The 22,829-nt window shown below is 70.2% G+C and carries 20 protein-coding genes and 1 riboswitch; of the genes, 11 read left to right on the forward strand and 9 right to left on the reverse strand.

The genetic code is table 11. The features are described from left to right. The 6 genes from AB0H62_RS41115 to AB0H62_RS41140 form a co-directional block, all read left to right on the forward strand. Positions 1-180 (forward strand): hypothetical protein (locus AB0H62_RS41115; protein WP_360591952.1); only part of this gene is annotated, 180 nt, incomplete at its 5' end. Between the two features lie 70 nt (positions 181-250). Further along, positions 251-1,324 carry a ribonucleotide-diphosphate reductase subunit beta gene (locus AB0H62_RS41120; RefSeq protein WP_220238757.1) on the forward strand — a complete coding sequence of 358 codons (1,074 nt, stop codon included), beginning with the start codon at positions 251-253 and terminating at the stop codon, positions 1,322-1,324. A 94-nt stretch (positions 1,325-1,418) separates the two neighbouring features. Next, positions 1,419-1,615: riboswitch (cobalamin riboswitch) on the forward strand. Positions 1,616-1,711: 96 nt separating this feature from the next. Further along, on the forward strand, positions 1,712-3,967 hold the full coding sequence (gene metE / locus AB0H62_RS41125) for a 5-methyltetrahydropteroyltriglutamate--homocysteine S-methyltransferase (RefSeq protein ID WP_360591953.1): 2,256 nt from the start codon (positions 1,712-1,714) through the stop codon (positions 3,965-3,967). A 160-nt stretch (positions 3,968-4,127) separates the two neighbouring features. Continuing rightward, a complete protein-coding gene (locus tag AB0H62_RS41130; RefSeq protein WP_220238755.1) occupies positions 4,128-5,588 on the forward strand; it encodes a cytochrome P450 in 1,461 nt (486 codons plus the stop codon). Between the two features lie 238 nt (positions 5,589-5,826). Then, a complete protein-coding gene (locus AB0H62_RS41135) occupies positions 5,827-7,698 on the forward strand; it encodes a diguanylate cyclase (protein WP_360591954.1) in 1,872 nt (623 codons plus the stop codon). 72 nt (positions 7,699-7,770) lie between these two features. After that, the gene (locus AB0H62_RS41140) at positions 7,771-8,232 is read left to right on the forward strand and encodes a peroxiredoxin (RefSeq protein WP_220238753.1); all 462 of its coding nucleotides are present in this window, start codon (positions 7,771-7,773) and stop codon (positions 8,230-8,232) included. A gap of 31 nt (positions 8,233-8,263) precedes the next feature. Here AB0H62_RS41140 and AB0H62_RS41145 read toward each other — a convergent pair whose 3' ends face one another. From AB0H62_RS41145 to AB0H62_RS41160, 4 genes are all read right to left on the reverse strand, one after another. Continuing rightward, positions 8,264-8,788, reverse strand: coding sequence for a GNAT family N-acetyltransferase (locus AB0H62_RS41145; protein ID WP_220238752.1), 525 nt, complete (start codon positions 8,786-8,788; stop codon positions 8,264-8,266). Positions 8,789-8,881: 93 nt separating this feature from the next. Continuing rightward, positions 8,882-10,084, reverse strand: a complete 1,203-nt coding sequence (locus AB0H62_RS41150) for an LCP family protein (protein WP_220238751.1) — start codon at positions 10,082-10,084, stop codon at positions 8,882-8,884. Positions 10,085-10,200: 116 nt separating this feature from the next. Then, positions 10,201-11,460: a cyclopropane-fatty-acyl-phospholipid synthase family protein gene (locus tag AB0H62_RS41155; RefSeq protein ID WP_220238750.1), complete on the reverse strand. Its 1,260-nt coding sequence runs from the start codon at positions 11,458-11,460 to the stop codon at positions 10,201-10,203. Between the two features lie 90 nt (positions 11,461-11,550). Continuing rightward, positions 11,551-12,243, reverse strand: a complete 693-nt coding sequence (locus AB0H62_RS41160) for an alpha/beta fold hydrolase (protein ID WP_360591955.1) — start codon at positions 12,241-12,243, stop codon at positions 11,551-11,553. Between the two features lie 111 nt (positions 12,244-12,354). On the opposite strand from AB0H62_RS41160, the gene AB0H62_RS41165 reads away from it, so the two are divergent. Both AB0H62_RS41165 and AB0H62_RS41170 read left to right on the forward strand, forming a co-directional pair. Further along, a complete protein-coding gene (locus tag AB0H62_RS41165; protein WP_220238749.1) occupies positions 12,355-13,083 on the forward strand; it encodes an SIS domain-containing protein in 729 nt (242 codons plus the stop codon). A gap of 123 nt (positions 13,084-13,206) precedes the next feature. Continuing rightward, entirely contained in the window at positions 13,207-14,370 is a 1,164-nt protein-coding gene (locus AB0H62_RS41170) for a serine hydrolase domain-containing protein (protein ID WP_220238748.1), read from the forward strand. Between the two features lie 52 nt (positions 14,371-14,422). Here the strand turns inward: AB0H62_RS41170 and AB0H62_RS41175 are convergent, their stop codons facing one another. Together AB0H62_RS41175 and AB0H62_RS41180 are read right to left on the reverse strand one after the other, a co-directional pair. Next, positions 14,423-16,291 (reverse strand): ABC transporter ATP-binding protein, encoded by a 1,869-nt coding sequence (locus AB0H62_RS41175; protein WP_220238747.1) that lies wholly within the window; start codon positions 16,289-16,291, stop codon positions 14,423-14,425. A 116-nt stretch (positions 16,292-16,407) separates the two neighbouring features. Next, a complete protein-coding gene (locus AB0H62_RS41180; RefSeq protein WP_220238746.1) occupies positions 16,408-16,848 on the reverse strand; it encodes a MarR family transcriptional regulator in 441 nt (146 codons plus the stop codon). 73 nt (positions 16,849-16,921) lie between these two features. Between AB0H62_RS41180 and AB0H62_RS41185 the strand changes: the two genes are divergently transcribed. Both AB0H62_RS41185 and AB0H62_RS41190 read left to right on the forward strand, forming a co-directional pair. Next, on the forward strand, positions 16,922-17,794 hold the full coding sequence (locus tag AB0H62_RS41185; RefSeq protein ID WP_220238745.1) for an LLM class flavin-dependent oxidoreductase: 873 nt from the start codon (positions 16,922-16,924) through the stop codon (positions 17,792-17,794). Between the two features lie 71 nt (positions 17,795-17,865). Continuing rightward, entirely contained in the window at positions 17,866-19,182 is a 1,317-nt protein-coding gene (locus AB0H62_RS41190; protein WP_220247538.1) for a glycosyltransferase 87 family protein, read from the forward strand. Here the strand turns inward: AB0H62_RS41190 and AB0H62_RS41195 are convergent. The 3 genes from AB0H62_RS41195 to AB0H62_RS41205 all read right to left on the reverse strand — a co-directional run bounded on the left by AB0H62_RS41195 (position 19,169) and on the right by AB0H62_RS41205 (position 22,065). Continuing rightward, positions 19,169-19,378 (reverse strand): helix-turn-helix domain-containing protein, encoded by a 210-nt coding sequence (locus tag AB0H62_RS41195; protein WP_003071237.1) that lies wholly within the window; start codon positions 19,376-19,378, stop codon positions 19,169-19,171. The two genes, AB0H62_RS41190 and AB0H62_RS41195, sit on opposite strands and share 14 nt — an antisense overlap. Before the next feature lie 179 nt (positions 19,379-19,557). Further along, on the reverse strand, positions 19,558-21,186 hold the full coding sequence (locus AB0H62_RS41200) for an ABC-F family ATP-binding cassette domain-containing protein (protein ID WP_220238744.1): 1,629 nt from the start codon (positions 21,184-21,186) through the stop codon (positions 19,558-19,560). A gap of 339 nt (positions 21,187-21,525) precedes the next feature. Beyond that, positions 21,526-22,065, reverse strand: a complete 540-nt coding sequence (locus AB0H62_RS41205) for a carboxymuconolactone decarboxylase family protein (RefSeq protein WP_360591956.1) — start codon at positions 22,063-22,065, stop codon at positions 21,526-21,528. Positions 22,066-22,167: 102 nt separating this feature from the next. On the opposite strand from AB0H62_RS41205, the gene AB0H62_RS41210 reads away from it, so the two are divergent. Then, on the forward strand, positions 22,168-22,758 hold the full coding sequence (locus AB0H62_RS41210; RefSeq protein ID WP_220238743.1) for an ABATE domain-containing protein: 591 nt from the start codon (positions 22,168-22,170) through the stop codon (positions 22,756-22,758). The last annotated feature ends 71 nt before the right edge of the window (positions 22,759-22,829 follow it).

Consider the following 22,829-nt stretch of genomic DNA (forward strand, 5'->3'; position numbering starts at 1 on the left):
CCGGCGCCGTTGCCCTCGGCCGCTGTCCCGGCGAGCCCCGCCGCGGCCGTGCCCGCCGCGGTCCCGGCCGCCAAGCCCGCCGAGCCTAAGGAAATGCCGAAGGTCGACGACATCGACTTCGTCGCCACCGAAGGCGCCGCCTGCCGCATCGACGACCCCGACTGCGAAGCCTGCCAGTGACCTCCTCGTGAGGGGTGCGGCGGGCGAGAACCCGCCGCGCCCCTCACGAGCCTTTTCTTGGAGCCTCTTGATGACCAACGTGGAGACCACGGACGCCACCGGCCTCGGCGAGATCGAGGTCGGCGCCGCCCGGATCAACGTCGACGACAAGCGCATGATCAACGCGCGCGCCGACGTGAACCAGCTGCTGCCCATGAAGTACCGCTGGGCGTGGGACAAGTACCTCGCCGCGTGCAACAACCACTGGATGCCGACCGAGGTCGCCATGCAGGCCGACATCGCGCTGTGGAAGTCGCCCGACGGCCTGACCGAGGACGAGCGCCAGATGCTCAAGCGCAACCTCGGCTTCTTCGCCACCGCGGAGTCGTTGGTGGCCAACAACATCGTGCTCGCGGTGTACCGCCAGATCACCAACCCCGAGTGCCGCCAGTACCTGCTGCGCCAGGCGTTCGAGGAAGCCGTGCACACGCACACCTTCCAGTACATCTGCGAAAGCCTCGGCCTGGTCGAGGGCGAGCTGTTCAACATGTACCGCGAGGTGCCGTCCATCTCCGAGAAGGACGCGTGGGCGCTGAAGTACACGCAGAACCTCGAGAACCCGGACTTCGAGACCGGCACGCAGGAGGCCGACCAGGCGTTCCTGCGCGACCTCGTGGCCTTCTACGTGATCTTCGAGGGCATGTGGTTCTACACCGGCTTCGCGCAGATCCTCTCGCTCGGCCGCCGCAACAAGATGGTCGGCATCGCCGAGCAGTACCAGTACATCCTGCGCGACGAGTCGATCCACCTGAACTTCGGCATCGACTGCATCAACCAGATCAAGATCGAGAACCCGCACCTGTGGACCGAGCAGTTCCAGGCGGAGATCCGGCAGATGCTGACCGACGCGTGCGAGCTGGAAGTCCGCTACGCGCGCGACACCATGCCGCGCGGCATGCTGGGCCTCTCGGCGCAGCTGTGCGAGCAGTACATGCACTTCATCACCGACCGGCGCGCCCAGCAGATCGGCCTCGCGCCGATCTTCGGGGAGACGGAGAACCCGTTCCCGTGGATGTCGGAGGCGATGGACCTGAAGAAGGAGAAGAACTTCTTCGAGACCCGTGTGATCGAGTACCAGTCGGGCGGCGCGCTGGACTGGGACTGATCCCGGACTCTGGGACCGGGGTGCGTCTTGTGCCGCCGGCAACCCCGACCCGCTAGGCTCGGCCACGCCACTGGTTCGCCAGGGCGTGGCCGAGCTTTTTCGGTCGTGCCCCGGTGAGGCAACAGGGAACCCGGTGTGAATCCGGGACTGCCCCGCAGCGGTGAGTGGGAACGAAAGCCGTCACCACGATTTCGTGGTCAAGCACTGGGCGAAGGCCCGGGAAGCGACGGTGAGTAGGCGCGAGCGGTTCGCCCACGAGTCCGAAGACCTGCCCGTGGTACGTGCGCCGACGGCGTGCGTGAGTCCGGGCCCCGTGGGAGCAGGCCTGAGGCGAAACGCGGTTCTCGCGTGCCCGGGCTCGTTGGCGAGCTCGCGAGGAGAGAGCCTGTGACCACCATCGGCACCACCATCCTGGGATACCCGCGCATCGGCCCGGCCCGGGAGCTCAAGCGCGCCCTGGAGCGCTACTGGGCCGGCACCACCGGCGAAGCGGAGTTGCTCGCCACCGGCCGCAAACTTCGCGCACAGACCTGGTCGCGACTGCGCGACGCCGGCCTGGAGTCGATCCCGTCCGGCACGTTCTCCCACTACGACCACGTGCTCGACACCGCCGAGCTGTTCGGCGCGCTGCCGGAGCGCTTCGCGCGCCTCGGCCTCTCACCGCTGGACACGTACTTCGCCGCCGCGCGCGGCGTGCAGGACGAGCCTGCGCTCGAGATGACCAAGTGGTTCGACACCAACTACCACTACCTCGTGCCCGAGCTGGGTCCCGGCTCGCGCTTCACGCTGTCGGGCACGAAGCCGCTCGACGAGGTGCGCGAAGCCCGGGAGCTGGGGATCGAGACGCGGCCGGTACTCGTCGGGCCGGTCACGTTCCTGCTGCTCAGCAAGGCGACACAGCCCGGCTTCAAACCGCTGGAGCTGCTCGACGAGCTGCTGTCCGCCTACGCGGAGCTGCTGGCCGCGCTGAAGGCCGAAGGCGTCGAGTGGGTGCAGCTTGATGAACCGGCGTTCGCCGGTGACCGCACCACGAAGGAGCTCAACGCGCTGACCCGCGCGTACCACGTGCTGGCCAAGGCCGAGGACCGCCCGAAGCTGCTCGTCGCCGGTTACTTCGGCGGACTCGGCCGCGGGCTGGGCGTGCTGGCCCGCTCCCCCATCGAGGCGCTGGCCGTGGACCTCGTCACCGACGCGTCCTTTGTGGACGCTGTGGCCGCGGAAGGCGCGTTGCGCGACAAGGAGGTGCTCGCCGGCGTCGTCGACGGGCGCAACGTGTGGCGCACCGACCCGGACCGAGCGTTGGAACGCGCCGCGCGGCTGGCCGGCACCGCGCAGCACGTGAGCGTCACGACGTCGTGCTCGCTGCTGCACGTGCCCTACGACGTCGAGGCCGAGAACCTCGATTCACGACTCGGGAGCTGGCTCGCGTTCGCCGACCAGAAGGTCGCCGAGGTCGTGCTGCTCGGGCGGGCGCTGCGCGGCGAAGACGTGGACCTGTCGGCGGCGCGGGCGGCCGTCGCGGACCGCGCGACGAACCCGGCAGACGCGGCCGTGCGGGAGCGGCTGGCGGCGCTGACACCGCAGGACGCCGTGCGTGCCCCGTACGAGCAACGGGCGGCCGCGCACCGGGAATCCCTCGGCCTGCCGCCGCTGCCGACCACCACGATCGGCTCGTTCCCGCAGACCACCGACCTCCGCAAGGCCCGCGCCGCGTACCGCGCGGGCACGCTCGACGAACCCGAGTACGTGGCCCAGATGCACGCCGAGATCGACCGAGTGGTGCGGCTGCAGGAGGAGCTGGGCCTCGACGTGCTGGTGCACGGCGAGCCCGAGCGCAACGACATGGTGCAGTACTTCGCCGAGCAGCTCGCCGGGTTCGCCTCGACCGAGCACGGCTGGGTGCAGTCCTACGGCTCGCGCTGCGTCCGCCCGCCGATCCTCTACGGCGACGTCTCGCGCCCGCGGCCGATGACCGTGCCGTGGGCGCGGTACGCGCAAAGCCGCACCACCAAGCCGATCAAGGGCATGCTCACCGGCCCGGTCACGATCCTCGCGTGGTCGTTCGTGCGCGACGACCAGCCGCTCGCCGACACCGCGCTGCAGGTCGCGTTCGCGATCCGCGACGAGGTGACCGACCTCGAAGCCGCGGGCGTGCGCGTGATCCAGGTCGACGAGCCGGCCCTGCGGGAGCTGCTGCCGCTGCGCGCGGCCGGGCACGAGGCCTACTTCGACTGGGCGGTGCGGGCGTTCCGCGTCGCGACGGCCGGAGCCGCCGCGGGCACCCAGATCCACACGCACATGTGCTATTCGGAGTTCGGCGAGGTGCTCTCGGCGATCGACGGCCTCGACGCCGACGTGACCAGCATCGAAGCCGCGCGCTCGAAAATGGAGGTACTCGCCGACCTGTCGGCCGGCGGGTTCGCGCGCGGCGTCGGCCCCGGCGTCTACGACATCCACTCGCCCCGTGTGCCGGGCGTCGAGGAGGTCGCGGACCTGCTGCGCACGGCGGCCGCCGCCGTGCCGGCGCACCGGCTGTGGGTGAACCCCGACTGCGGCCTCAAGACGCGCCGCTACGCCGAGGTGGAGCCCGCCTTGCGCCACCTCGTCGCGGCAGCCCGCCAGGTCCGCGCCGAGCAGGGCTGAGCAACCCCGGGCAACGGTGCCGGGCGGCGCGAACCACCGCCCGGCACCGGATCTTCGTCAAGGATCACCCGGATGGAGCCGGCCAAAGGTATTGTCATTCGGTCAACAGCGCGGCACGGTGGAGGTCGGATCGGGGTTCCGCCAGTGAAGGCAGGTCGCCATGACGAGCGCAGTCGGCAAGGTCGGCAAGGTCGCCGAGAGCCTGCGTGAGCGGGTGCCCACGCTCACGTCGATGCCACTGCCCCGCACCGTCGACCAGCGCTGGCAGGCGGCCACCTATCCCGTGCGCGAGCTCGCGGCGCCGCCCGCGGGCAGTGGCCTGAAGCCGGTGCTCGGCGACGACGGCCCGCCGGTCGTGGGCCACGCGCTGGAGATGATGCGCTTCGGCCTGGACTTCAGCTTCAGCCGCTACGAGAAGTACGGCCCCGTCTCGTGGATGGGTGGCTTCGGCCGCCGGATCGTCTCGCTGTCCGGCCCCGAGGCCACGCAGATCGCCCTGGTGAACAAGGACAAGGCGTTCTCGCAGGAGGGCTGGAAGTTCTTCATCGAGAAGTTCTTCGACCGCGGCCTCATGCTGCTCGACTTCGGCGAGCACCACCTGCACCGGCGGATCATGCAGAGCGCGTTCACGCGCGAGCGGCTCGTCGGCTACGTCGGGCAGATGGGCCCGGCCCTGCGCGCCGGCGTCGAGGCGTGGCCCGGCGGCACGCGTCCGCGGCTGTACTGGGCGCTCAAGCAGCTCACGCTCGACGTGGCGACGCGCGTGTTCATGGACATGCGCTCGCCCGACGACGCGATGCGGATCAGCCGCGCGTTCGTGAACACCGTGCGCGCGGGCACGGCACTGGTGCGCTACCCCGTGCCCGGCGGCCGCTGGTCCGCGGGCCTGCGCGGCCGGCGGCTGCTGGAGCGCTACTTCGGCGAGACCCTGCCGGAAAAGCGCCGCGCGGGCGGCGACGACCTGTTCGCCGCGCTCTGCACTGCCACCACCGAGGACGGCGACCGGTTCACCGACGCGGACATCGTGAACCACATGATCTTCCTGATGATGGCGGCGCACGACACCACGACCATCACCAGCAGCGCCATGGCCTACTACCTGGCCAAGCACCCGGAGTGGCAGGAACGCGCCCGCGCGGAGTCGCTCGCGCTCGGCGACGACGTGCCGGACATCGAGGCGCTGGAAAGCCTGGAAACGCTCGACCTCGTGATGAAGGAATCACTGCGGCTGCGGGCCCCGGTGCCGTCGATGGCCCGCAAGACCACAAAGGACACGGAGGTGCTCGGTCACTTCATCCCCGAAGGCACGCTCGTCGGCGTCTCGCCGACGCTGAACCACTTCACCCCCGACTGCTGGACCGACCCGATGCGCTTCGACCCCGAGCGCTTCGCCGAGCCGCGGCGCGAGGACAAGTCGCACCGGTTCGCGTGGATGCCCTTCGGCGGCGGTGCGCACAAGTGCATCGGGCTGCACTTCGGCAGCCTCGAGGTCAAGGCGCTGATGCACGAGATGCTGCGAACTTTCCGCTGGTCGGTGCCCCAGGACTACACCGCACGCTGGGACTACGTGTCGTTGCCGGTCCCCGCTGACGGACTGCCGGTGCGCCTCGAATATCGTTGACGGACGCTGCGGGAGGCGGGGAGCCGACAGTGCCGGAGAAACGGAAATCGGACGAACCGAAAAACACGTTCGAGCACTCAAGGTGACATCACGTCACCATTTGTGTACGGGTCATCACTCGTTCAGCCGGTAGACACCCCGTTTCGCGCATGATGCCGTGGCATCACTCACGGCCAACTCATACCTAGTGTGGGTCCATGAACCTTCACACCGGGTCTGAGCTGGCTTTAGTCCGCGCATGAAGAGGTGGAGTGTGCCTGAGCCTGGTGCCGCGCCAGGGTTGGTCGACGTCGCGCGCAAGTTCGCGACGACGCTGACCGACACGAAAGGAGTAACGCTTCCGCCCGCGGAATTGGAGCGTCTCCTGCTCTCCTTCGCCCAGGAGGTCACGGAGTTCGCGACCCCCGCGTACGAAGCCGCCGTCCTGCGCTTCACCACGCTCTTCTCCACCGCCCCGATCGGGATCGCGCTCGCCGATCCCTCCGGCGTGATCATGGAGGTCAACCTCGCGCTGGCCAAGCTGCTCGGCTCGACCCAGGACCGGCTCAGGGGCAAGCACCTCGCCGACCTGGCCGCCACCGAGCACGGCGCCACGCGGATCCGCGCCGGCCTCGAACGCCTCATCACCACCGACATCGGCAAGGTCATCGAGCGCGGCATCCGCCTCGACCACAGCGAGGACGGCGGCCTCACCACCAACGTCACGCTCGCGTGGCTGCCCGGCGACCGGCCCGACACCCACTTCCCGGTGCTGATGGCGGCCGACGCCGACGACCTGCACCTGCTCGGCGAACGCCTGATGCACCAGAACGTGCACGACCCGCTCACGGGTCTGCCGAACTCGCAGGCGTTCACCACCCGCGTCGAGGCCGCGCTCGCCGCGCCGCGCACCGAGCAGATCGCGCTGGTGTACCTCGACCTCGACGGCTTCAAGGTGATCAACGACGGCCTCGGCGCGGGTGTCGGCGACGAGGTGCTGAAAGAGGTCGCGAGCAAGCTGTCGGCGGTCTTCACCGGGCACCACGACGGGTACGTCGCCCGCCTGTCCGGCGACGGGTTCGCCGTGCTGCTGCGCGGCGAGGACCTCACACGGCAGCACGTGGTGAACCTCGTGGACCGCGCGCTGGAGGATCTCAACGAGCCGGTCTACCTGGGTGGCCACGGGATCGGGGTGAGCGCGAGCGTCGGCATCGTCGTGGGCGCGTGCCGCGACGGCGGGCACATCGAGCTGCGCCGGGCCGCGGAGCTCGCGCTGCACCGGGCGAAGGAACACGGCAAGGCGAAGTGGATGTTGTTCGACCCGGACGAGGACGCACGCGACCGCAGCCGCTACCAGCTCGGCGCCGTGATCGCGGGCGCGCTGGAGAACGGTGAGTTCTCCCTGATCTACCAGCCCACGGTGAAGCTCGCGAAGCCCGACGAGATCGCGGCCGTGAACGCCGGCCTGCGCTGGAACCACCCGGAGAAGGGCGAGCTCGACTCCGAGGACTTCTACCCGCTGGCTCAGACCACCGGCATGACGGTGCCGCTCGGCAAGTGGCTGCTCGCCGAGTCGCTGGCGGCCACGGCGCGCTGGCGCGAGCGGTTCGGCGACGCCGCGCCCGACGTCTGCATCCGGCTGCCGAAGCGCCTCGCCGCTGACGACGAGCTCGTGATGCTGGTCAAGGAGCAGCTCGACCGCCACGACCTGCCGGCCCGTGCGCTGCGCCTGTGCACCGACCGCGAGTCGATGTTCGACGACAACGGCGAGGTGCACGACTCCTTCACGGTGCTCGCCGACCTCGGCGCGCAGCTCGTGCTCACGATCTCCGGCTCGGCGGACCTCGAGCTGATCCCCCGCCACAGTCTGCCCATTCGGCACGTCATCCTCAGCGGCCCGGTCGTCGACGCGCTCGCCGACGGCGCCGCGGAGACCGACGTGCGCCACCTGCGTCAGCTGGTCGAGCGCGGCAAGGAGCTCAAGCTGCGCATCGGCGCCGAAGGGGTGCGAAGCGCCGAGCACGCGGCGCGGTTGCGCGAGCTCGGCGTGCTCGCCGCGCGCGGTTCGTTCGTCGCCGATTCGGCCACGGGCGACGAAGTGGACGAGATGATCGAGCGCCACGCCGGCTGACCCGTCCACCTGCGGTGCGGCTCCGAACACCGGGGAGGATCATCTCCCGCGGACCCGACCGAAAGGACCCCGATGGACACCGGCGACCTCGCGCCCGACTTCACCCTCTCCGACGACCAAGGCGACGACCGCACACTGTCGGACTTTCTGACATCCGGCCCCGTCGTGCTGTTCTTCTACCCCGCCGCCATGACGAGCGGCTGCACCGCGGAAAGCTGCCACTTCCGCGACCTGGCCGCCGAGTTCGCCGAGGTGGGTGCCCAGCGCGTGGGCATCAGCCCGGACGCCGTGGCCAAGCAGCGGGAGTTCTCCGCTGCCAACGGGTTCGACTACCCACTGTTGTCCGATGTGGACGGTGTGGTGGCGAAGCAGTTCGGCGCCTGGCGCAAGTTCATCCCGCTGCACACCAAGCGCACCACGTTCGTCATCGACACCGACCGGCGCGTGCTCGACGTGATCAAGAGCGAGCTGAACTTCACCGCGCACGCGGACCGCGCGCTGAAGGTGCTGCGCGAGCGCAAAAACGTCGCCTGATGCTTTCCTTGCCCGGCAAGGGATTCTCGGGTCAGTCCGGCCGCTGGATGCGCCACACGAAGTCGTTGCCCGAGCACGCCGGGGCCAGTGCGTCCGAGGCGGCTTCCTTGTGGTGCAAGGTGAATCCTAGCCGGGCGGGAATGGCACCACTGCGGGTGTTCAGCTCGTCGTGGAGGATGTCGACGTGGGGCGCGCCCAGGCGCCAGGCCTCGGCGACGAGCAGGGCGGTCGCGCGCGTGGCCAAGCCGCGGCCGGTGCACGGCTTCGCCAGCCAGTAGCCGATCTCGCGGCCGTCGCCGCGGCGCATCAGGCCGCAGCCGCCGGCCAGCGTGCCATCGGCGGTGTAGATGCCGTATTCCCGCGCCTCACCCGACTCCCAGCGTTCGGCCGTGCCGGTGAGGAACTCCGTGCCCTCGGCCGGGCCGTAGCTGTCGGTGGCCCAGACGAGCCACGCGCCGATGTGCTCGCGTGACGCCGAGACGGTGTCCACGAGCACGTCGAGGTCTTCGGAGCGCCAGCGGTTGAGGGTGACCACGCCGTCGGTGAGGGTGTCCATGTCCTCATGGTGGCACCGCAACAGCACTGCGACATCGAAATAACGCTGGGGCCCGCCGTTTTCCGGCGGGCCCCAGCGGTCGGTGCTCCTGAGCTAGTTGACGACGGCCGTGGGCGGCACCGGGGTGTCGTTCTTCAGCGCGTCGAACAGCTGCGCCGACTTCGTCTTGTCCCAGTGCTCGGCCGAGCCGTCGGTGACCGGCACCGTGCCGGTGAGCACGCCGTCGGACGAGATGCCGCGCATCGCGATCGCCAGGCCGGCCAGGTTGTGCACATGGTCACCCGAGTCCATCGTCAGCGCGTCGGGCGCCGAGGACAGGAGCGGGAAGAAGTCGAACGGGTTCAGCAAGGTCCCCGGGCTCGCGATCTGGCTCACGAGGGCACCGATGAACTTGCGCTGGTTGGCCACGCGGTCGAGGTCCGAACGCGGGGTCGCGCTGCTGTGGCGCATGCGGACGAACCCGAGCGACTCGCGCCCGTCCAGCGTCTGGCAGCCGGCCTTGATGTCGATGTTGGTGAACGTGTCGTGCATGTCCTTGTCCACGCACATGCCCACGCCGCCGATCGCGTCGACGATGTTGGCGAACCCGCCGAAGCCGATCTCGGCGTAGTGGTCCATCCGCAGGCCGGTGACGCCTTCCACGGTCTTGACCAGCAGGGCCGGGCCGCCGAGCGAGAACGCGGCGTTGATCTTGTTCGTGCCGTGGCCCGGGATCTTCACCTGGGAGTCGCGCGGCAGGCTCAGCAGCGTCGGCTTGGTGTCGTTGTCCGGGATGTGCGCGATCATGATCGTGTCGGTGCGCTGCCCGCCGCCGGCCGCCGCGACGTCACCGGTCGCCAGGCGTTCCTCGTCCGCGGCCGAGAGTCCGTCACGGCTGTCGGATCCCACGATCAGCCAGTTGGTGCCCGACGCGGCCGCGGGACGGCCGTCGTAGTCGGCCAGCGCGTCGACGCGCTTGATCGAGAACTCGAGGTAGGCCCAGATCCCGCCGAGGAACACGACGAAGATCAGCACCAGCGTCATCAGGACCTTGCCGAAGCTCCACCGGCGGCGCCGGCGCGGAGCCGGTCCGGGCGGCGGGGACTGGCGCGGCGGAGCGTGGCGAGGCGGTGCGGGCGGCGGGGGCACGGGAGCCTCGCCGCGCGAGCCCATGGGTCTGGTGCGCTCGTCGTACGGGCTGCTGCTCGTGCCCGGCAGCGGCATCATCTGTGCCCGCTGATGCTGCCGCGGGCGTGCGGCGGGCTGCGGTGGCCGGGGCGGCACCCGCCGCCTGCCGTCGTCGCCTCCGTACGTCATTGGCTTTCACCCAATCCCCGAATCCGGCAAAACTCGTGCGGCCCAGTGAACCGCACGTCCTCCACCAAAGGACGTGCGGCACCTGGTGCAGGTTCATCCGGCGGGGAATGGCCTGCTCAGCGGGGGTCTGCGAACCCGAACTGGTGCACCTTGATGTGCCCCGAACGGAACCCGGCCTCCGAATAGGCGAGGTAGAACTCCCACATCCGGTGGAACACGTCGTCGAAGCCGAAGCCGCGGATGTCGTCCCAGCGCTGGTGGAACCGCTCGCCCCACAGCTTGAGCGTGCGTGCGTAGTCCTGGCCGAACTCGCGCATCCCGGCCAGCTTGAGGCGGGTGTTGTCGCGCATGCCGTCCTCGATCGCCTGCACCGACGGGATGATGCCGCCCGGGAAGACGTACTTGTGGATCCAGCTGTACGACCTGGCCGCCGCCAGCATCCGGTCGTGGTCCATCGTGATGGCCTGCAGGCCGAAGCGCCCGCCCGGGTGCAGCCGCTTGCCGATCGTGGCGAAGAACGTGGGCCAGTAGGACTGCCCGACGGCCTCGATCATCTCCACGCTCACCACGGCGTCGTACTGGCCCGTGGCCTGGCGGTAGTCGCACAGCTGCACGTCGATGCGGTCGGACAGGCCCGCCTCGGCGATCCGCGCGTCGGCCAGCACCTTCTGCTCCTGCGAGATGGTCAGCGACGTCACCTTCGCGCCGCGCGAGGCCGCGCGGATCGACAGCTCGCCCCAGCCGGTGCCGATCTCCAGCACCTCGCTGCCCTCGCGCACGCCCGCGTAGTCCAGCACGCTGTCGAGCTTGCGGTGCTGGGCCTGAGTCAGGCCGTCAGCCGGGCCGAACAGCGCCGAGGAGTACATCATCGACTCGTCGAGGAACGCGCTGAACAGGTCGTTGGACAGGTCGTAGTGCCGGTGGATGTTCGACCGCGAGCCCTCGATCGTGTTCTCCTCGTGCGCCGGCTGCACGCGCTCGGCGAAGCGGCGGAACCGCTGCAGGAACGGCGGCACGACCGTGGCCAGCTTCTCGGCGAACGGCGTCAGCACTCCCGCGAGGTCCTCGGCGGTCCAGTCCCCCACCATGTACGACTCGCCGAAGCCGATCTTCGCGTCGGCGCCGAGGCGGTGGAAGAACGCCGAGGGCCGCAGGATGCGCATCTCCGGCGCTTCCGGGCCACCGGCACCCAGGACGGTGCCGTCGGGGAACGTGACCCGCAGGTCGAGGTTCTTCACGGCGCGGCGGAAGAGCGCCTCCGCGGCCCGCGCGCGCAGCGGCGAGTGCGGCGGCGTGGCCAGTCCCGGCCACCGGGTTTCGTCGGGCACCGGCTGCGAGGCGGGCCCCGCCGCTCGGTCAACACTTGAGGTGGACAAGACACTCCCTCCGGAATGGGCCCATCGGCCCACATCTGATGGTATTCCCGGCACACGCGACCTGCGCTGCGCGGTTGTCACCGGATCCGGTCACACGGGGATGCGCAGCCGCTCGTCCGCGGGCCGGGTCCACGCCTGCCGGAGAGTTTCGTCGGTCTCCCCCGCGTCGATCGCTTCCAGTGTGAAAGCACACATCAGCCTGGTCCAGACCGCCGGGCGCTTGATCATCGCGTGACCCTCGCCGGTGACCTCGAAGCGCGCGAGGCGCTTGGCGAGCTCCCGCGCGCGCTCGGCGAAGGCGTGGGAATCACGCGGTGAGGTGATCCGGTCGCGCGTGCCGTGCAGCATGACCACGGAGCGGCCCGTGACGGCGTCCACGGGCTCGCCGGGCGGCGTCCACGGTGCGAGGGCGCACACGCCCACCACGGCGGGGTCGTCGGCCACGCGCAGCACCACCCGTCCGCCCATCGAGTGCCCGACGAGCACGACGGGCAGGCCCGGGTGTTCGGCGCGGACGCGCTCCAGCGCCCAGCGGGCGTCGTTCACCGGGTCTTCCTCGGGCGCGTTCCAGCCGTAGCGGCGGTTGCGCACCAGGCGCACCTCCAGGCCCGCCGCGCGGCCCGCGCGGTGCAGGGCGCGGGCCAGCGGCACCATGCGCAGGTACGCCAGCCGCCACGGCCCCACGGCCGCGATGCCGTGCTCGGCGCCGCCGTGCAGCACCAGCGCCACCGCCCTCGTCCGCCCGTGCGCGCGCCGCACCGAAACGACGGGTACTCCGTCCACGTGCCGCCTCCCAGTCACCGGTACGCCCGGATGATCAGCTCTCACGCTAATCCACCACGAAGCGTGTCCAAGCGATACATTTGGCGCCCGAACCCGCGACGAAGGGCAGGTGTGGTGAGCGCCACGGAAATCTGGAAGAGCACCTCGGAAAAGCTCGCGGCCGCGCGGGAGGCCAACGCCGAAGCGCTGACGGCGGCGGCCGACCTCGTCCTCGGGGTCATCCGGTCCGACGCCCTCGTGTTCACCGCCGGTGCCGGGCACTCGCTCGCCGCGGTCGCCGAGACGTTCTACCGCGCGGGTGGCCTCGCCTGCGTCTACCCGCTGTACCACCCGGAGCTGCTGCCCCTGCACGGCGCGCAGCACAGCACGAAGACCGAGCGCCGCAGCGGGCTCGCCGAAGAGGTGCTGGCCGAGCGCGCGCCGGGCCCCGACGACGTGCTCGTGGTGTTCTCGACGTCCGGCGTGAACCCGTACCCGGTGGAACTGGCTGCCGGTGCCCGCCGCCGGGGCGCGTCGGTGATCGCCGTGACGTCGCGCGCGTGCGTGGCCGCGGCGCCGCGCCGCTCGGCGACGACGCTGGTCGAGGAGGGCACGGTCGTGCTCGACTCGCTCGTGATCCCCGGCGACGCGAGCCACCCGGCCGCCGCGCCGCGCACCGCACCACTGTCCACTGTGGTCAACGCGTTCCTGTGGAACCTGATCCTGGCGGAGGTCTACGACCGCGGGACGGCCGAGGGCATCGACGTCCCGCTGTGGCGAAGCTCCAATGTGGAGGGCGGCGACGAGGCCAACACGGCCCTGCTCGCCAAGTACGGCCCCCGCGTGCCCGCACTGCGGTAGCCCGTCGCGAACCGGGGTCGCACCCGGCGAAAAAGGACCGGGCCCGGCAGGTCTTGACGGGCCCGGTCCGCCCTTCTAACTTCGGCGTACCGACCAGTCGGTGTCGAGTGGAGGCGGGCCAGCATGGATGATGAGACGGCCGTGCCCCTGCACGGCACCTGCGCGCCCGGGTTCGAGGCGGTGCAGGACGCGTTCGTCGAGAACATCTCCGAGCGCGACGAGCTGGGCGCGGCCTTCGCCGTGACCCATCACGGCGAGGTCGTGGTCGATCTCTGGGCCGGCTGGGCGGATCCGGGCCGCACCACGCCGTGGCGGCCGGACACGCTGACCAATGTCTGGTCCACCACCAAGGGCATGGCGGCGATCTGCGCGCACCAGCTCGCCGACGCCGGCGAGCTGGACCTCGACGCCCCCGTGGCGCGGTACTGGCCCGAGTTCGCTACGGCGGCCAAGCAGGACATCCCGGTGCGGTGGCTGCTCTCGCACCGCTCCGGTGTCGTCGGCATCGGCCTGGCGCGCCCGGTGAAGGTCGAGGAGCTCTACGACTGGGACCACATCACGGGGCTGCTGGCCGCGCAGGAACCGCTGTTCCCGCCCGGCTCGGCCAGCGGGTACCACGCGCTGTCCTACGGATTCCTCGTCGGCGAGGTCGTGCGCCGCGTGGCCGGGCAGGGCATCGACGCGTTCTTCGCCGAGCACGTCGCAGGTCCCCTCGATGCGGATTTCTCCATCGGCGTCAGGGAAGCCGACCTCGGGCGCTGCTCGACGCTCGTGGAGCCGGTGCTCACGCCGGAGATGACCACGGCGCTCACCGAGGCGTTCGCGAACGCCGGCCCGGTCGCGCTCGCCGCCATGGCGAACCCGCGCGTGGAAGGCCACCACGCCAACGATCCCGCGTGGCGGCGCGCCGTGATGCCCGCGCTCAACGGCCACGGCACGGCGAAGGGGCTCGCGATCATCTACGGCGCGCTGGCCGACGGCTCCGAACGCCTGATCTCGGCCGGCGCGCTCGCCCGGGCCCGCGAAGGCCAAGGCGCCTCGGTCGACGTGGTCGCCGGCGTGCCCAACGAGTGGGCGCTGGGTTTCTACCTCGGCAGCGACGCACGCGGCTTCGGTCCCAACCCGGCCGCGTTCGGCCACGACGGCCTCGGCGGCTCGTCCGGTGGCGCCGACCCGGAGGCCGGCGTGGGCTTCGGTTACGTGATGAACCGCATGGGCCCGTTGCTGCGTGACGACCCGCGCAAGATGGCGCTCGTCAACGCGACCTTCGCCTGCCTCGAACACTGAGCGGATACGCCAAGGGCGCCTCGAGTCTTCTCGAGGCGCCCTTCACAGTGTGTCACGCGACGGCCGTCGGCTCCTCGTCGAACTGCGTGCGGTGCAGCTCGGCGTAGCGGCCGCCGAGGGCCAGCAGCTGTTCGTGCGTGCCGCGTTCGACGATCCGGCCGTCCTCGACGACCAGGATCAGGTCGGCGGCGCGGACGGTCGAGAGCCGGTGCGCGATCACGAGCGCCGTGCGGCCTTCGAGCGCACCCGTGAGGGCCTCGCCGACCGCGGCCTCCGATTCGGAATCCAGGTGCGCCGTGGCCTCGTCCAGCACCACGACCTTCGGCTGCGCCAGCAGGAGCCGCGCGATGGTGAGCCGCTGGCGTTCGCCGCCGGAGAGGCGGTAGCCGCGTTCGCCGACGGTCGTGTCGAGGCCGTCGGGCAGCGACTGCACCAGGTGGGCCAGGCGGGCCTGCTCCAGCGCGGCCCAGATCTCGTCGTCGGTCACGCCCGGGCGGGCGTAGGCCAGGTTGGCGCGGATGGTGTCGTGGAACAGGTGCCCGTCCTGCGTCACCACGCCCACGGTGGCGCGCAGCGCCGCGAAGTCCAGGTCGCGGACGTCCACATCGGACAACCGGACCGCACCACCGTCCACGTCGTAAAGGCGCGGCAGCAGCGAGGCGATGGTCGACTTGCCGGCACCCGAGGAGCCGACCAAAGCCACCATCTGTCCCGGTTCGGCGCGGAAGCTGATGCCGTGCAGCACCTCTTCGCCCCCGCGGCTGTCCAAAGTGGCCACGTCTTCCAGCGACGCCAGCGAGAACCGGTCGGCCGCCGGGTACCCGAAGCGCACGTCCTCGAACTCCACGGCCACGCCGCCCGCGGGCAGCGCCTTCGGCTTCGCCGGTTCCTTGATCATCGGGTCGAGGTCGAGCACCTCGAAGACCCGCTCGAACGACACCAGCGCGGTCATCACGTCCACGCGGACGTTGGCCAGCGCCGTGAGCGGCGCGTAGAGGCGGGTCAGCAGCAGCGCCAGTGCCACCACGGTGCCGGGCGCGATCTGGCCGGTGAAGGCGAGGTAGCCGCCGAGGCCGTAGACCAGTGCCTGCGCGAGCGCCGACACGAGCGTGAGGCTGGTCATGAACCAGCGGGTGAGCATCGCGGTGCGCACGCCGATGTCGCGCACGCGCCCGGCGCGGTCGCTGAACTCGCCGACTTCCTGGCGCGGCCGGCCGAACAGCTTCACGAGCGTGGCGCCCGGCGCCGAGAACCGCTCGGTCATCTGCGTGGTCATGCCGGCGTTGAGCTGCGCCGACTCGCGCTGCAGCCCGGCCATCCGGCGGCCCAGCCGGCGTGCCGGGAGCACGAAGATCGGCAGCAGCACCAGCGCGAAGACCGTGACCTGCCACGACAGCGTCACCATCACCGCGAGCGAGAGCACGAGCTGGATCACGTTGGTGACCAGGCCCGAGAGCGTCGCGGTGAACGTGCGCTGCGCGCCGATCACGTCGTTGTTGAGCCGGCTCACCAGCGCGCCGGTACGGGTGCGCGTGAAGAACGCGATGGGCAGCTTCTGCACGTGCGCGAACACGGCGACGCGCAGGTCGAGGATGATCCCCTCGCCGATGCGCGCCGACTGCCACCGCTCCGCCAGCCCCAGCCCGGCGTCGAGGATGGCGAGCACCGCGATCACCACGGCGAGCCAGATGATCAGCGGCAGGTCCTGGTGACCGACGATCGCGTCGACGACCTTGCCCGCCAGCACGGGCGTGGTCACCGCCAGCACGGCGGACACCACCGTCAGAACCAGGAAGACGAGCAGCCGCACCCAGTGCGGACGAGCGAAGCGCCCGACCCGTTTCACGGTGCCGCGCGTGAGCGCCCTCGGCGTGTCGGCCCCGCGCATCGCGGAGCCGAGCAACGCCCACGTGTTGTCCATGTGGAGCCTTTCCCCCGGTCGACAAAACTTCTATATTACTTGAGCTTTTTTCCAGAGATGCCCAGCACAACGCCGGTTCGTCCCGAGTTCTTCCCTGTGGCGTCCACCCGGGGCGTTCACCGGCGGTGAACAACCGCCCGCAGCGCCTCGCGCAGCGCGTCGGCCTCGCGCCCGTCGAGCGGGTCCAGCAGCCGCCGTTCGGCCTCCTCTGACGCCTCGGTGGCCGCCTTCAGCACGCGCAGCCCCTCCTCCGTCGGCGTCACGATCCGGCGGCGGCGATCGGCGGGATCGACGTGGCGCCGCACGAGCGCCTTGTCCTCCAGTTCGTCGACGAGCTGCACCATGGTCGTCCGGTCCACGCCGAGCCGCGCGGCCGCCTCCTGCTGCGCCTGCGGCTCGCCGTCGGCCAGCAGCGCGAGCACGGCGACCTGCCGCCCGGTCACCCCGTGGGGTGCGAGTAGCGGCTCCTGCAGCTCGGCCAGCCGCAGCTGCGCATGCTTGAGCAGATAACCGAGCCGGCGGGTCACGACGGCCGGGGTTTCGGGGGCACTCGACATGAACCGCATCCTAGCCCTACCCTGATCATCAGTAGTCCTGATGATTTCTCTACCTGACGATCAGGAGTCCCCCATGGTGACCTTCGGACTGAAACCCGCCCAGCAGTTCACGGACGTCGCGACGCTGCGCGAGATCTGGGCGATCGCCGACGACGCGCGGTTCGACGGCCTCTGGACCTTCGACCACTTCGCCCCCATGGGCCCCGTCCGCACCGGCGCCGTCTTCGAGGCCTGGACCCTGCTCGCCGCCATGTCCGAGGCCACGCACCACGTCCGGATCGGCTGTCTGGTGTCGGGCAACACCAACCGGCACCCGGCCGTGCTGGCCAAGATGGCCGCGACGATCGACCACCTCTGCGGCGGCCGGCTCGACGTGGGCCTCGGCGCGGGTGGCGACGAGCTCGCCGACACGATGCTCGGCATGCCGACCCCGCCGGCCCGCGAACGCGTCGAGCGGCTCGCCGAGGCGTGCACCGTCCTCGACCTGCTGTGGACGCGCCCGGTCGCCGACTTCAGCGGTGCCCACTACCGGCTGACGGCCGCGACGAGCGACCCGAAACCCGTGCAGACGCCGAAGCCGCCGCTGTGGCTCGGCAGCAACGGCGAGCGCCGCGGCCTGCGGATCGTCGCCGAGCACGCCGACGTGTGGCTCAACGCGAGCCTGCCGGGGACGCCCGTCGAGGAGCTCACGCGGCTTTCGGGCGTGCTCGACCGGCACTGCGCGGCGGTCGGCCGTGGCCCGGCGACGGTGCGCCGGGCCGTGCAGTTCCGGCTCTCGGCCGAGGACGACGACACCCTGCGCGAGGCGCGGACCTACCTCGACTCCGGGTTCACCGACCTCGTCCTCATGCTCCCGTCCACCGGCGACACCGTGGGCCGGGCGAAGCAGGCGGCCGCACTGCTCCCGCGGCTGCGCGAACTGGGCCGAACGGGCGAGCACGGGTGATCCGGACGCCCTCGGTAGCCTGACGCGACGGGGACGGCCAGGTTCGTGAGGGGGAAGCGGTGCATCTGCTGATGGCGCCGGCCCGGGCCGCCGCGGACCGGGCCCGGCGCGTCTTCACCTGGGATCTCGTGTTCTACCTGGGCTGCTTCGCCTTCGCGTTGATCAGCGCGCTCAAGTCCGAGTTCTACGGCTACCGCATCTGGGCCAACTTCGCGACGGCCGCGTACGGCTTCGCCGCGGCCCACAGCGGCTGGCTGCTCGTGTCGGCACGGCTCGGGCGCACGCCCCGCGGCCCGCTCGGCTCGCGGTGGTGCTCGATCGCGGTGATCGGGTTGTTGGCGATGATCATCCCGCTCGTGGTGCTCGTTATTCGCCGACTGACCGGGGTCGACTGGCTCGTCACGCCGTTCTCGTGGGCCGCGCAGCCCGAAGTGTGGGTGATCGAGCGCAGCGCGAGCCTGCTGCTTCAGCACGGCACGCCCTACGTCGACGTCACCGCTCTCGGGCGCGCTCCCGAGGTGAACGACTACACGCCCTACGGGCCCGTGATGACAGTGTTCGGCCTTCCGCGCGCGTTGTTCGGGGGAACGCCGTTCACCAATGCGCTCACCGATGCCCGGTGGATGTTCGCACTTTGTGCGTCTCTCTGTGTGATCGCCTCACTACGAATGCTGAAATGGCCGAGAATTCCGGTTCTTTCGGCACAATTGGCAATCGCGTGCCCACTCACCGCATTGACTTGGGCCGTCGCCGGTCCCGATCTCGCCATTGTGGGACTGCTCGTGCTCGCGTGCGCACTCGCTGCAACCGGGCGCGCGGGCTGGTCGGGTTTCGTGCTGGCACTCGTGATCAGCGCGAAGCTCATCGTCGCGCCGGCCGCGGCCGTGCTCGCGGTCTTCGTGTTCTGCCGTACGCACAACGGAAATTCACGCGACCGCAGAGCGCTCGCGTGGTTCGTGACCACTTTGGTCAGTGCGACCGTGGTGCTGCACCTGCCGGTGTACCTGGTCGCCCCGGACGCGTTCGTGGAGCACGTGATCCGGTTTCCGCTCGGGATGGGCGTGGTGCGCTCCCCCGCGGCGAGCCCGCTTCCGGGCCACCTGATCGCGGAAACCGGCTCAGCGGGCCGCGTGATCTCACTCGTCCTGGTGGCGGCCGCAGCAGTGGCGATGCTGGTGTGGCTGGTGCGCCGTCCCCCCGCGACGGGATCCGCCGCGCTCTTGCGGATCGCCGTCGGGCTCGGCGCGTTGGTCCTGCTCACCCCGGCAACCCGCTACGGCTACCTGGTTTATCCGTTGGTGCTGCTCGGAGGAGTGCTGACGTTCCGAGCGGCCGAACAGGGACTGCGCCCCCCGCGCAGTCGGCCTGGTACTGCTACTTCTTCTTGACCCGCGTGGCCCCGCCGCGCCCCCGCAGCTGGACCCCGGACTCAGAGAGAACACGGTGCACGAACCCGTAGGAACGCCCCGTGGACTCAGCAAGGGCCCGGATGCTCGAGCCCTTCTCGTATTTCTTCTTCAGGTCAGCGGCCAGCTTGTCGCGCGTGTTGCCGGTGATCCGCGCGCCTTTCTTGAGATCAGCCACGTCGATCGCCTTCCCGCCGAGTGGAGTTCTGGGCCATTTGACGGCCCCTGCCGGGGCAATGATCGAACACGAAGCCCAGGAATGCCAGACGACAGACGTAAAACGAGCGAAATTGCGATCACATTGGGCCATTCAAGTGCTTCACGAGGCGTGACAAGCACCCAAATGGCCGTATCTGATCACGCTAGCTGGACAAGTTCCAGATAATCCGGGGACCAATGATCCTCGGTCCCGTCGGGCAGCAGGATCACGCGCTCGGGCTCCAGCGCCTCGACCGCACCCGGGTCGTGCGTCACCAGCACCACGGCGCCCGCGAAGCTGCGCAGGGCGTCCAGGACCTGCGCACGGCTGGCCGGATCGAGGTTGTTGGTCGGTTCGTCCAGGAGCAGCACGTTCGCCGCACTGGAGACGAGTCCGGCCAGCGCCAGGCGGGTCTTCTCGCCGCCGGAAAGCGTGCCGGCGGGCTGGTCGAGTTGTTCACCCGTGAACAGGAACGAACCGAGCAGGTTCCGCAACTCCTGCGCGCCCGTGTCCGGCGCGAGGTGTCGGATGTTTTCCCACACGCTCGCATCGTGGTCGAGAGTTTCGTGTTCCTGTGCGTAATAGCCCAAACGCAATCCGTGACCCGGCTCGACGGAACCCGTATCCGGAGTTTCCATTCCGCCGAGCAGCCGGAGCAATGTCGTCTTTCCGGCACCGTTCAAACCGAGTACGACGACCTTCGAGCCGCGGTCGATCGCCAGATCGACTCCGGTGAAGATCTCGAGCGAGCCGTAGGACTTCGACAGCCCGTCGGCCGTGAGCGGCGTGCGTCCGCACGGGGCGGGTTCCGGGAACTTGATCCGCGCGACCTTGTCGGCCTGACGCGTGTCGTCGAGCTGCGAGAGCATCTGCTCCGCGCGGCGCGCCATGTTCTTGGCCGCCACGGCCTTCGTCGCCTTGGCCCCGAGTTTCGCGGCCTGCTGCTGCAACGCCGACGCCTTCTTCTCGGCGTTTGCGCGCTCGCGGCGGCGGCGCTTCTCGTCGGTGGCGCGCGCGTCGAGGTAGCGCTGCCAGCTCATGTTGTAGAGGTCGATCTCGCCGCGCGTGGCGTCGAGGAACCAGACCTTGTTCACGACGTCGGCGAGCAGCTCCACGTCGTGGCTGATCACCACGAGACCGCCGTCATGTTGCTTGAGGAAGCCGCGCAGCCACGTGATCGAGTCGGCGTCGAGGTGGTTGGTCGGCTCGTCGAGCAGCAGGATCGTCTCGGACTTGCCGCCCGCGCCGGCCTCGGCGGCCGCGAACAGGATGCGCGCCAGCTCCACCCGCCGGCGCTGGCCGCCGGAGAGCGTGTTGAGCGTCTGCGCGAGCACGCGGTCGGCGAGACCGAGGTTCGAGCAGATGCGCGCGGCCTCGCTCTCGGCGGCGTACCCGCCCAGGGAGGCGAACCGCTCTTCGAGGCGGCTGTAGCGGTTGATGGCCTTGTCGCGCTGGTTGTCGTCGACGAGCTCGGACATCGCGGTCTGCGCCTTTTCCATGTCGCGCAGCAGCGTGTCGAGGCCGCGCGCGGACAGCACGCGGTCCTTCGCCGTGACGGACAGGTCGCCCTCGCGCGGGTCCTGCGGCAGGTAGCCGAGCTCGCCGCTGCGGCGGACTTCGCCCGCGTGCGGTTCGCCCTCGCCCGCGAGAACCTTCAGCGACGTGGTCTTGCCGGCGCCGTTGCGGCCGACGAGGCCGATGCGGTCGCCGGGCTGGATGCGGAGGGCGGCGCCGTTCAGCAGGATGCGCGAGCCGGCACGCAGCTCGAGGCCAGTGGCCGTGATCAAGAGAACTCCCGGATTCGGGGGTGAACGTGGACAGCGGCAGGCACCGGCATCGCTCGCCGTCTCCGCTCCCTGCGAAGATCGGTCACGAGCGCCCGATGCGGCAGCTACTCCGTGAGGATTTCCCGTTCCACGTGACCCAGTGTACGGGGCGACGCCGAACGGTTTTCCGCCGCGTGGCGGGTCTCACGCTTCCCCTGGAACCGCGTCCGTGAAGATCGCCTGTTCGGCCGCGTCCGTCCAGCGCCACCGCGTCCACTTCGGACAGCCACGGCACGAGGGCCCGCTCATCGACTCTCGGCTTGATGAGCAGGCCACGCGACGATCAGTTCCCCGACCGGATCAGAGCGAGACCACCGGCCAGTCGTTCTCGACGCCCGCGAGCACGTTGAAGTAGTTCGTCAGGACGTTGAGGGAGATGTTCAGGACCAGTTCGCCGATTTCCTCGTCGGTCACGCCGGCCGCGCGCGCCTTCGAGAGGGCGTCTTCGCCGACGTTGCCGGTGTTGGAGGCGATCTCGTTGGACAGCTCGAGCAGGGCCTGGACGTGCGCCTCGTCGGACTCGGCCTTGCGCGCCGCCGCCAGCTCGCCGGCCGGGACGTAGGCGATGTTCTCGCCGATGAAGGTGTGGGCCGACAGGCAGTACTCGCAGCCGTTGAGCTGAGCGGTGGCGATCGCCAGCCGCTCGCGGATCCCGGCGTTCAGCGCGCCGCCGGCCGCCGCCCCGCTCAGCGCCAGGTAGGCCTTCAGCAGAGCCGGGCTGTTCGCCATCACCTTCGTCATGTTGGGCACCAGCCCGAGCGCCTTGTTCACCTCGGCGAGGAGCTCCTTCGCGACGCCCGTCGCGGCCTCGGGCTCCACAGGAGTGATGGTCGTGGTCATGCGAACTCTCTTTCTCACGGGTAGATCTGGAACTTTCCGTGAGAAGTAGTAGGAGGTCGTTCTAACGCATGCAACCCCATCCACCCGTGATAAGGTGTCCACATGGGAGCAGCCGAGCGGACCTGGGTACTGCCCGACGAGCCCGTACCCGTTCGCCTCATGACCACCATCTGGGCCGACACCCACGGCGTCCACGACGACCTGACCTCGGCCGGCGACGTGGACGAATGGCTGCACGCGGTCGGCTTCGGGAGCGCGGGCCCCGGTGCGACCTCCGCGGACCTCGCCTCGGCGCGACGGCTCCGCGCGGCCGTCCGCCACCTGGCGGCGATGGTGACGAAGGACGAACGTCCGCTGGCGCAGCACGGAAGCCCGGACGTGGATTCCGCGCTGCGGGATTTGAACGAGGTCGTCACCCACCGGCCCATTCCCCTCCTCGAACTGACCGGCGGCACGCTGAGGGAAGGCCTGTCCTACGCGAGCTCGCCGGTCGCGGCCGGACTGGCGGACATCGCGCAGCAGTCGATCGCCCTGCTGGGCGGCCCCGGGGCAGCGAAATTGCGAGCGTGTCAGGCGCCGGGCTGCGTGCTCTTCTTCGTGAAGACCCACCCGCGCCGCGAATGGTGCTCCATCGCGTGCGGCAACCGCGCCCGGGCCGCGCGGCACTACGAGAAGGTGCGGTCGCCGCGGTAGTCCGCCCCCGGCCTAGCCGTACGGACAACAGAACGGGGCCGCCGCGAGAATCGCGACGGCCCCGTACTCAC

Source organism: Amycolatopsis sp. NPDC050768 (assembly GCF_040654155.1).
GTDB lineage: Bacteria > Actinomycetota > Actinomycetes > Mycobacteriales > Pseudonocardiaceae > Amycolatopsis.

What these genes read in the sequence shown, in the direction of transcription:
- AB0H62_RS41205 (WP_360591956.1), bottom strand. Translation starts at nt 22,065, where the DNA reads ATGACCACGACCATCACTCCTGTGGAGCCCGAGGCCGCGACGGGCGTC.
- AB0H62_RS41210 (WP_220238743.1), top strand. Translation starts at nt 22,168, where the DNA reads ATGGGAGCAGCCGAGCGGACCTGGGTACTGCCCGACGAGCCCGTACCC.
- AB0H62_RS41130 (WP_220238755.1), top strand. Translation starts at nt 4,128, where the DNA reads ATGACGAGCGCAGTCGGCAAGGTCGGCAAGGTCGCCGAGAGCCTGCGT.
- AB0H62_RS41170 (WP_220238748.1), top strand. Translation starts at nt 13,207, where the DNA reads ATGGATGATGAGACGGCCGTGCCCCTGCACGGCACCTGCGCGCCCGGG.
- AB0H62_RS41175 (WP_220238747.1), bottom strand. Translation starts at nt 16,291, where the DNA reads ATGGACAACACGTGGGCGTTGCTCGGCTCCGCGATGCGCGGGGCCGAC.
- AB0H62_RS41140 (WP_220238753.1), top strand. Translation starts at nt 7,771, where the DNA reads ATGGACACCGGCGACCTCGCGCCCGACTTCACCCTCTCCGACGACCAA.
- AB0H62_RS41135 (WP_360591954.1), top strand. Translation starts at nt 5,827, where the DNA reads ATGAAGAGGTGGAGTGTGCCTGAGCCTGGTGCCGCGCCAGGGTTGGTC.
- AB0H62_RS41190 (WP_220247538.1), top strand. Translation starts at nt 17,866, where the DNA reads ATGGCGCCGGCCCGGGCCGCCGCGGACCGGGCCCGGCGCGTCTTCACC.
- AB0H62_RS41145 (WP_220238752.1), bottom strand. Translation starts at nt 8,788, where the DNA reads ATGGACACCCTCACCGACGGCGTGGTCACCCTCAACCGCTGGCGCTCC.
- AB0H62_RS41185 (WP_220238745.1), top strand. Translation starts at nt 16,922, where the DNA reads ATGGTGACCTTCGGACTGAAACCCGCCCAGCAGTTCACGGACGTCGCG.
- AB0H62_RS41150 (WP_220238751.1), bottom strand. Translation starts at nt 10,084, where the DNA reads ATGACGTACGGAGGCGACGACGGCAGGCGGCGGGTGCCGCCCCGGCCA.
- AB0H62_RS41120 (WP_220238757.1), top strand. Translation starts at nt 251, where the DNA reads ATGACCAACGTGGAGACCACGGACGCCACCGGCCTCGGCGAGATCGAG.
- AB0H62_RS41180 (WP_220238746.1), bottom strand. Translation starts at nt 16,848, where the DNA reads ATGTCGAGTGCCCCCGAAACCCCGGCCGTCGTGACCCGCCGGCTCGGT.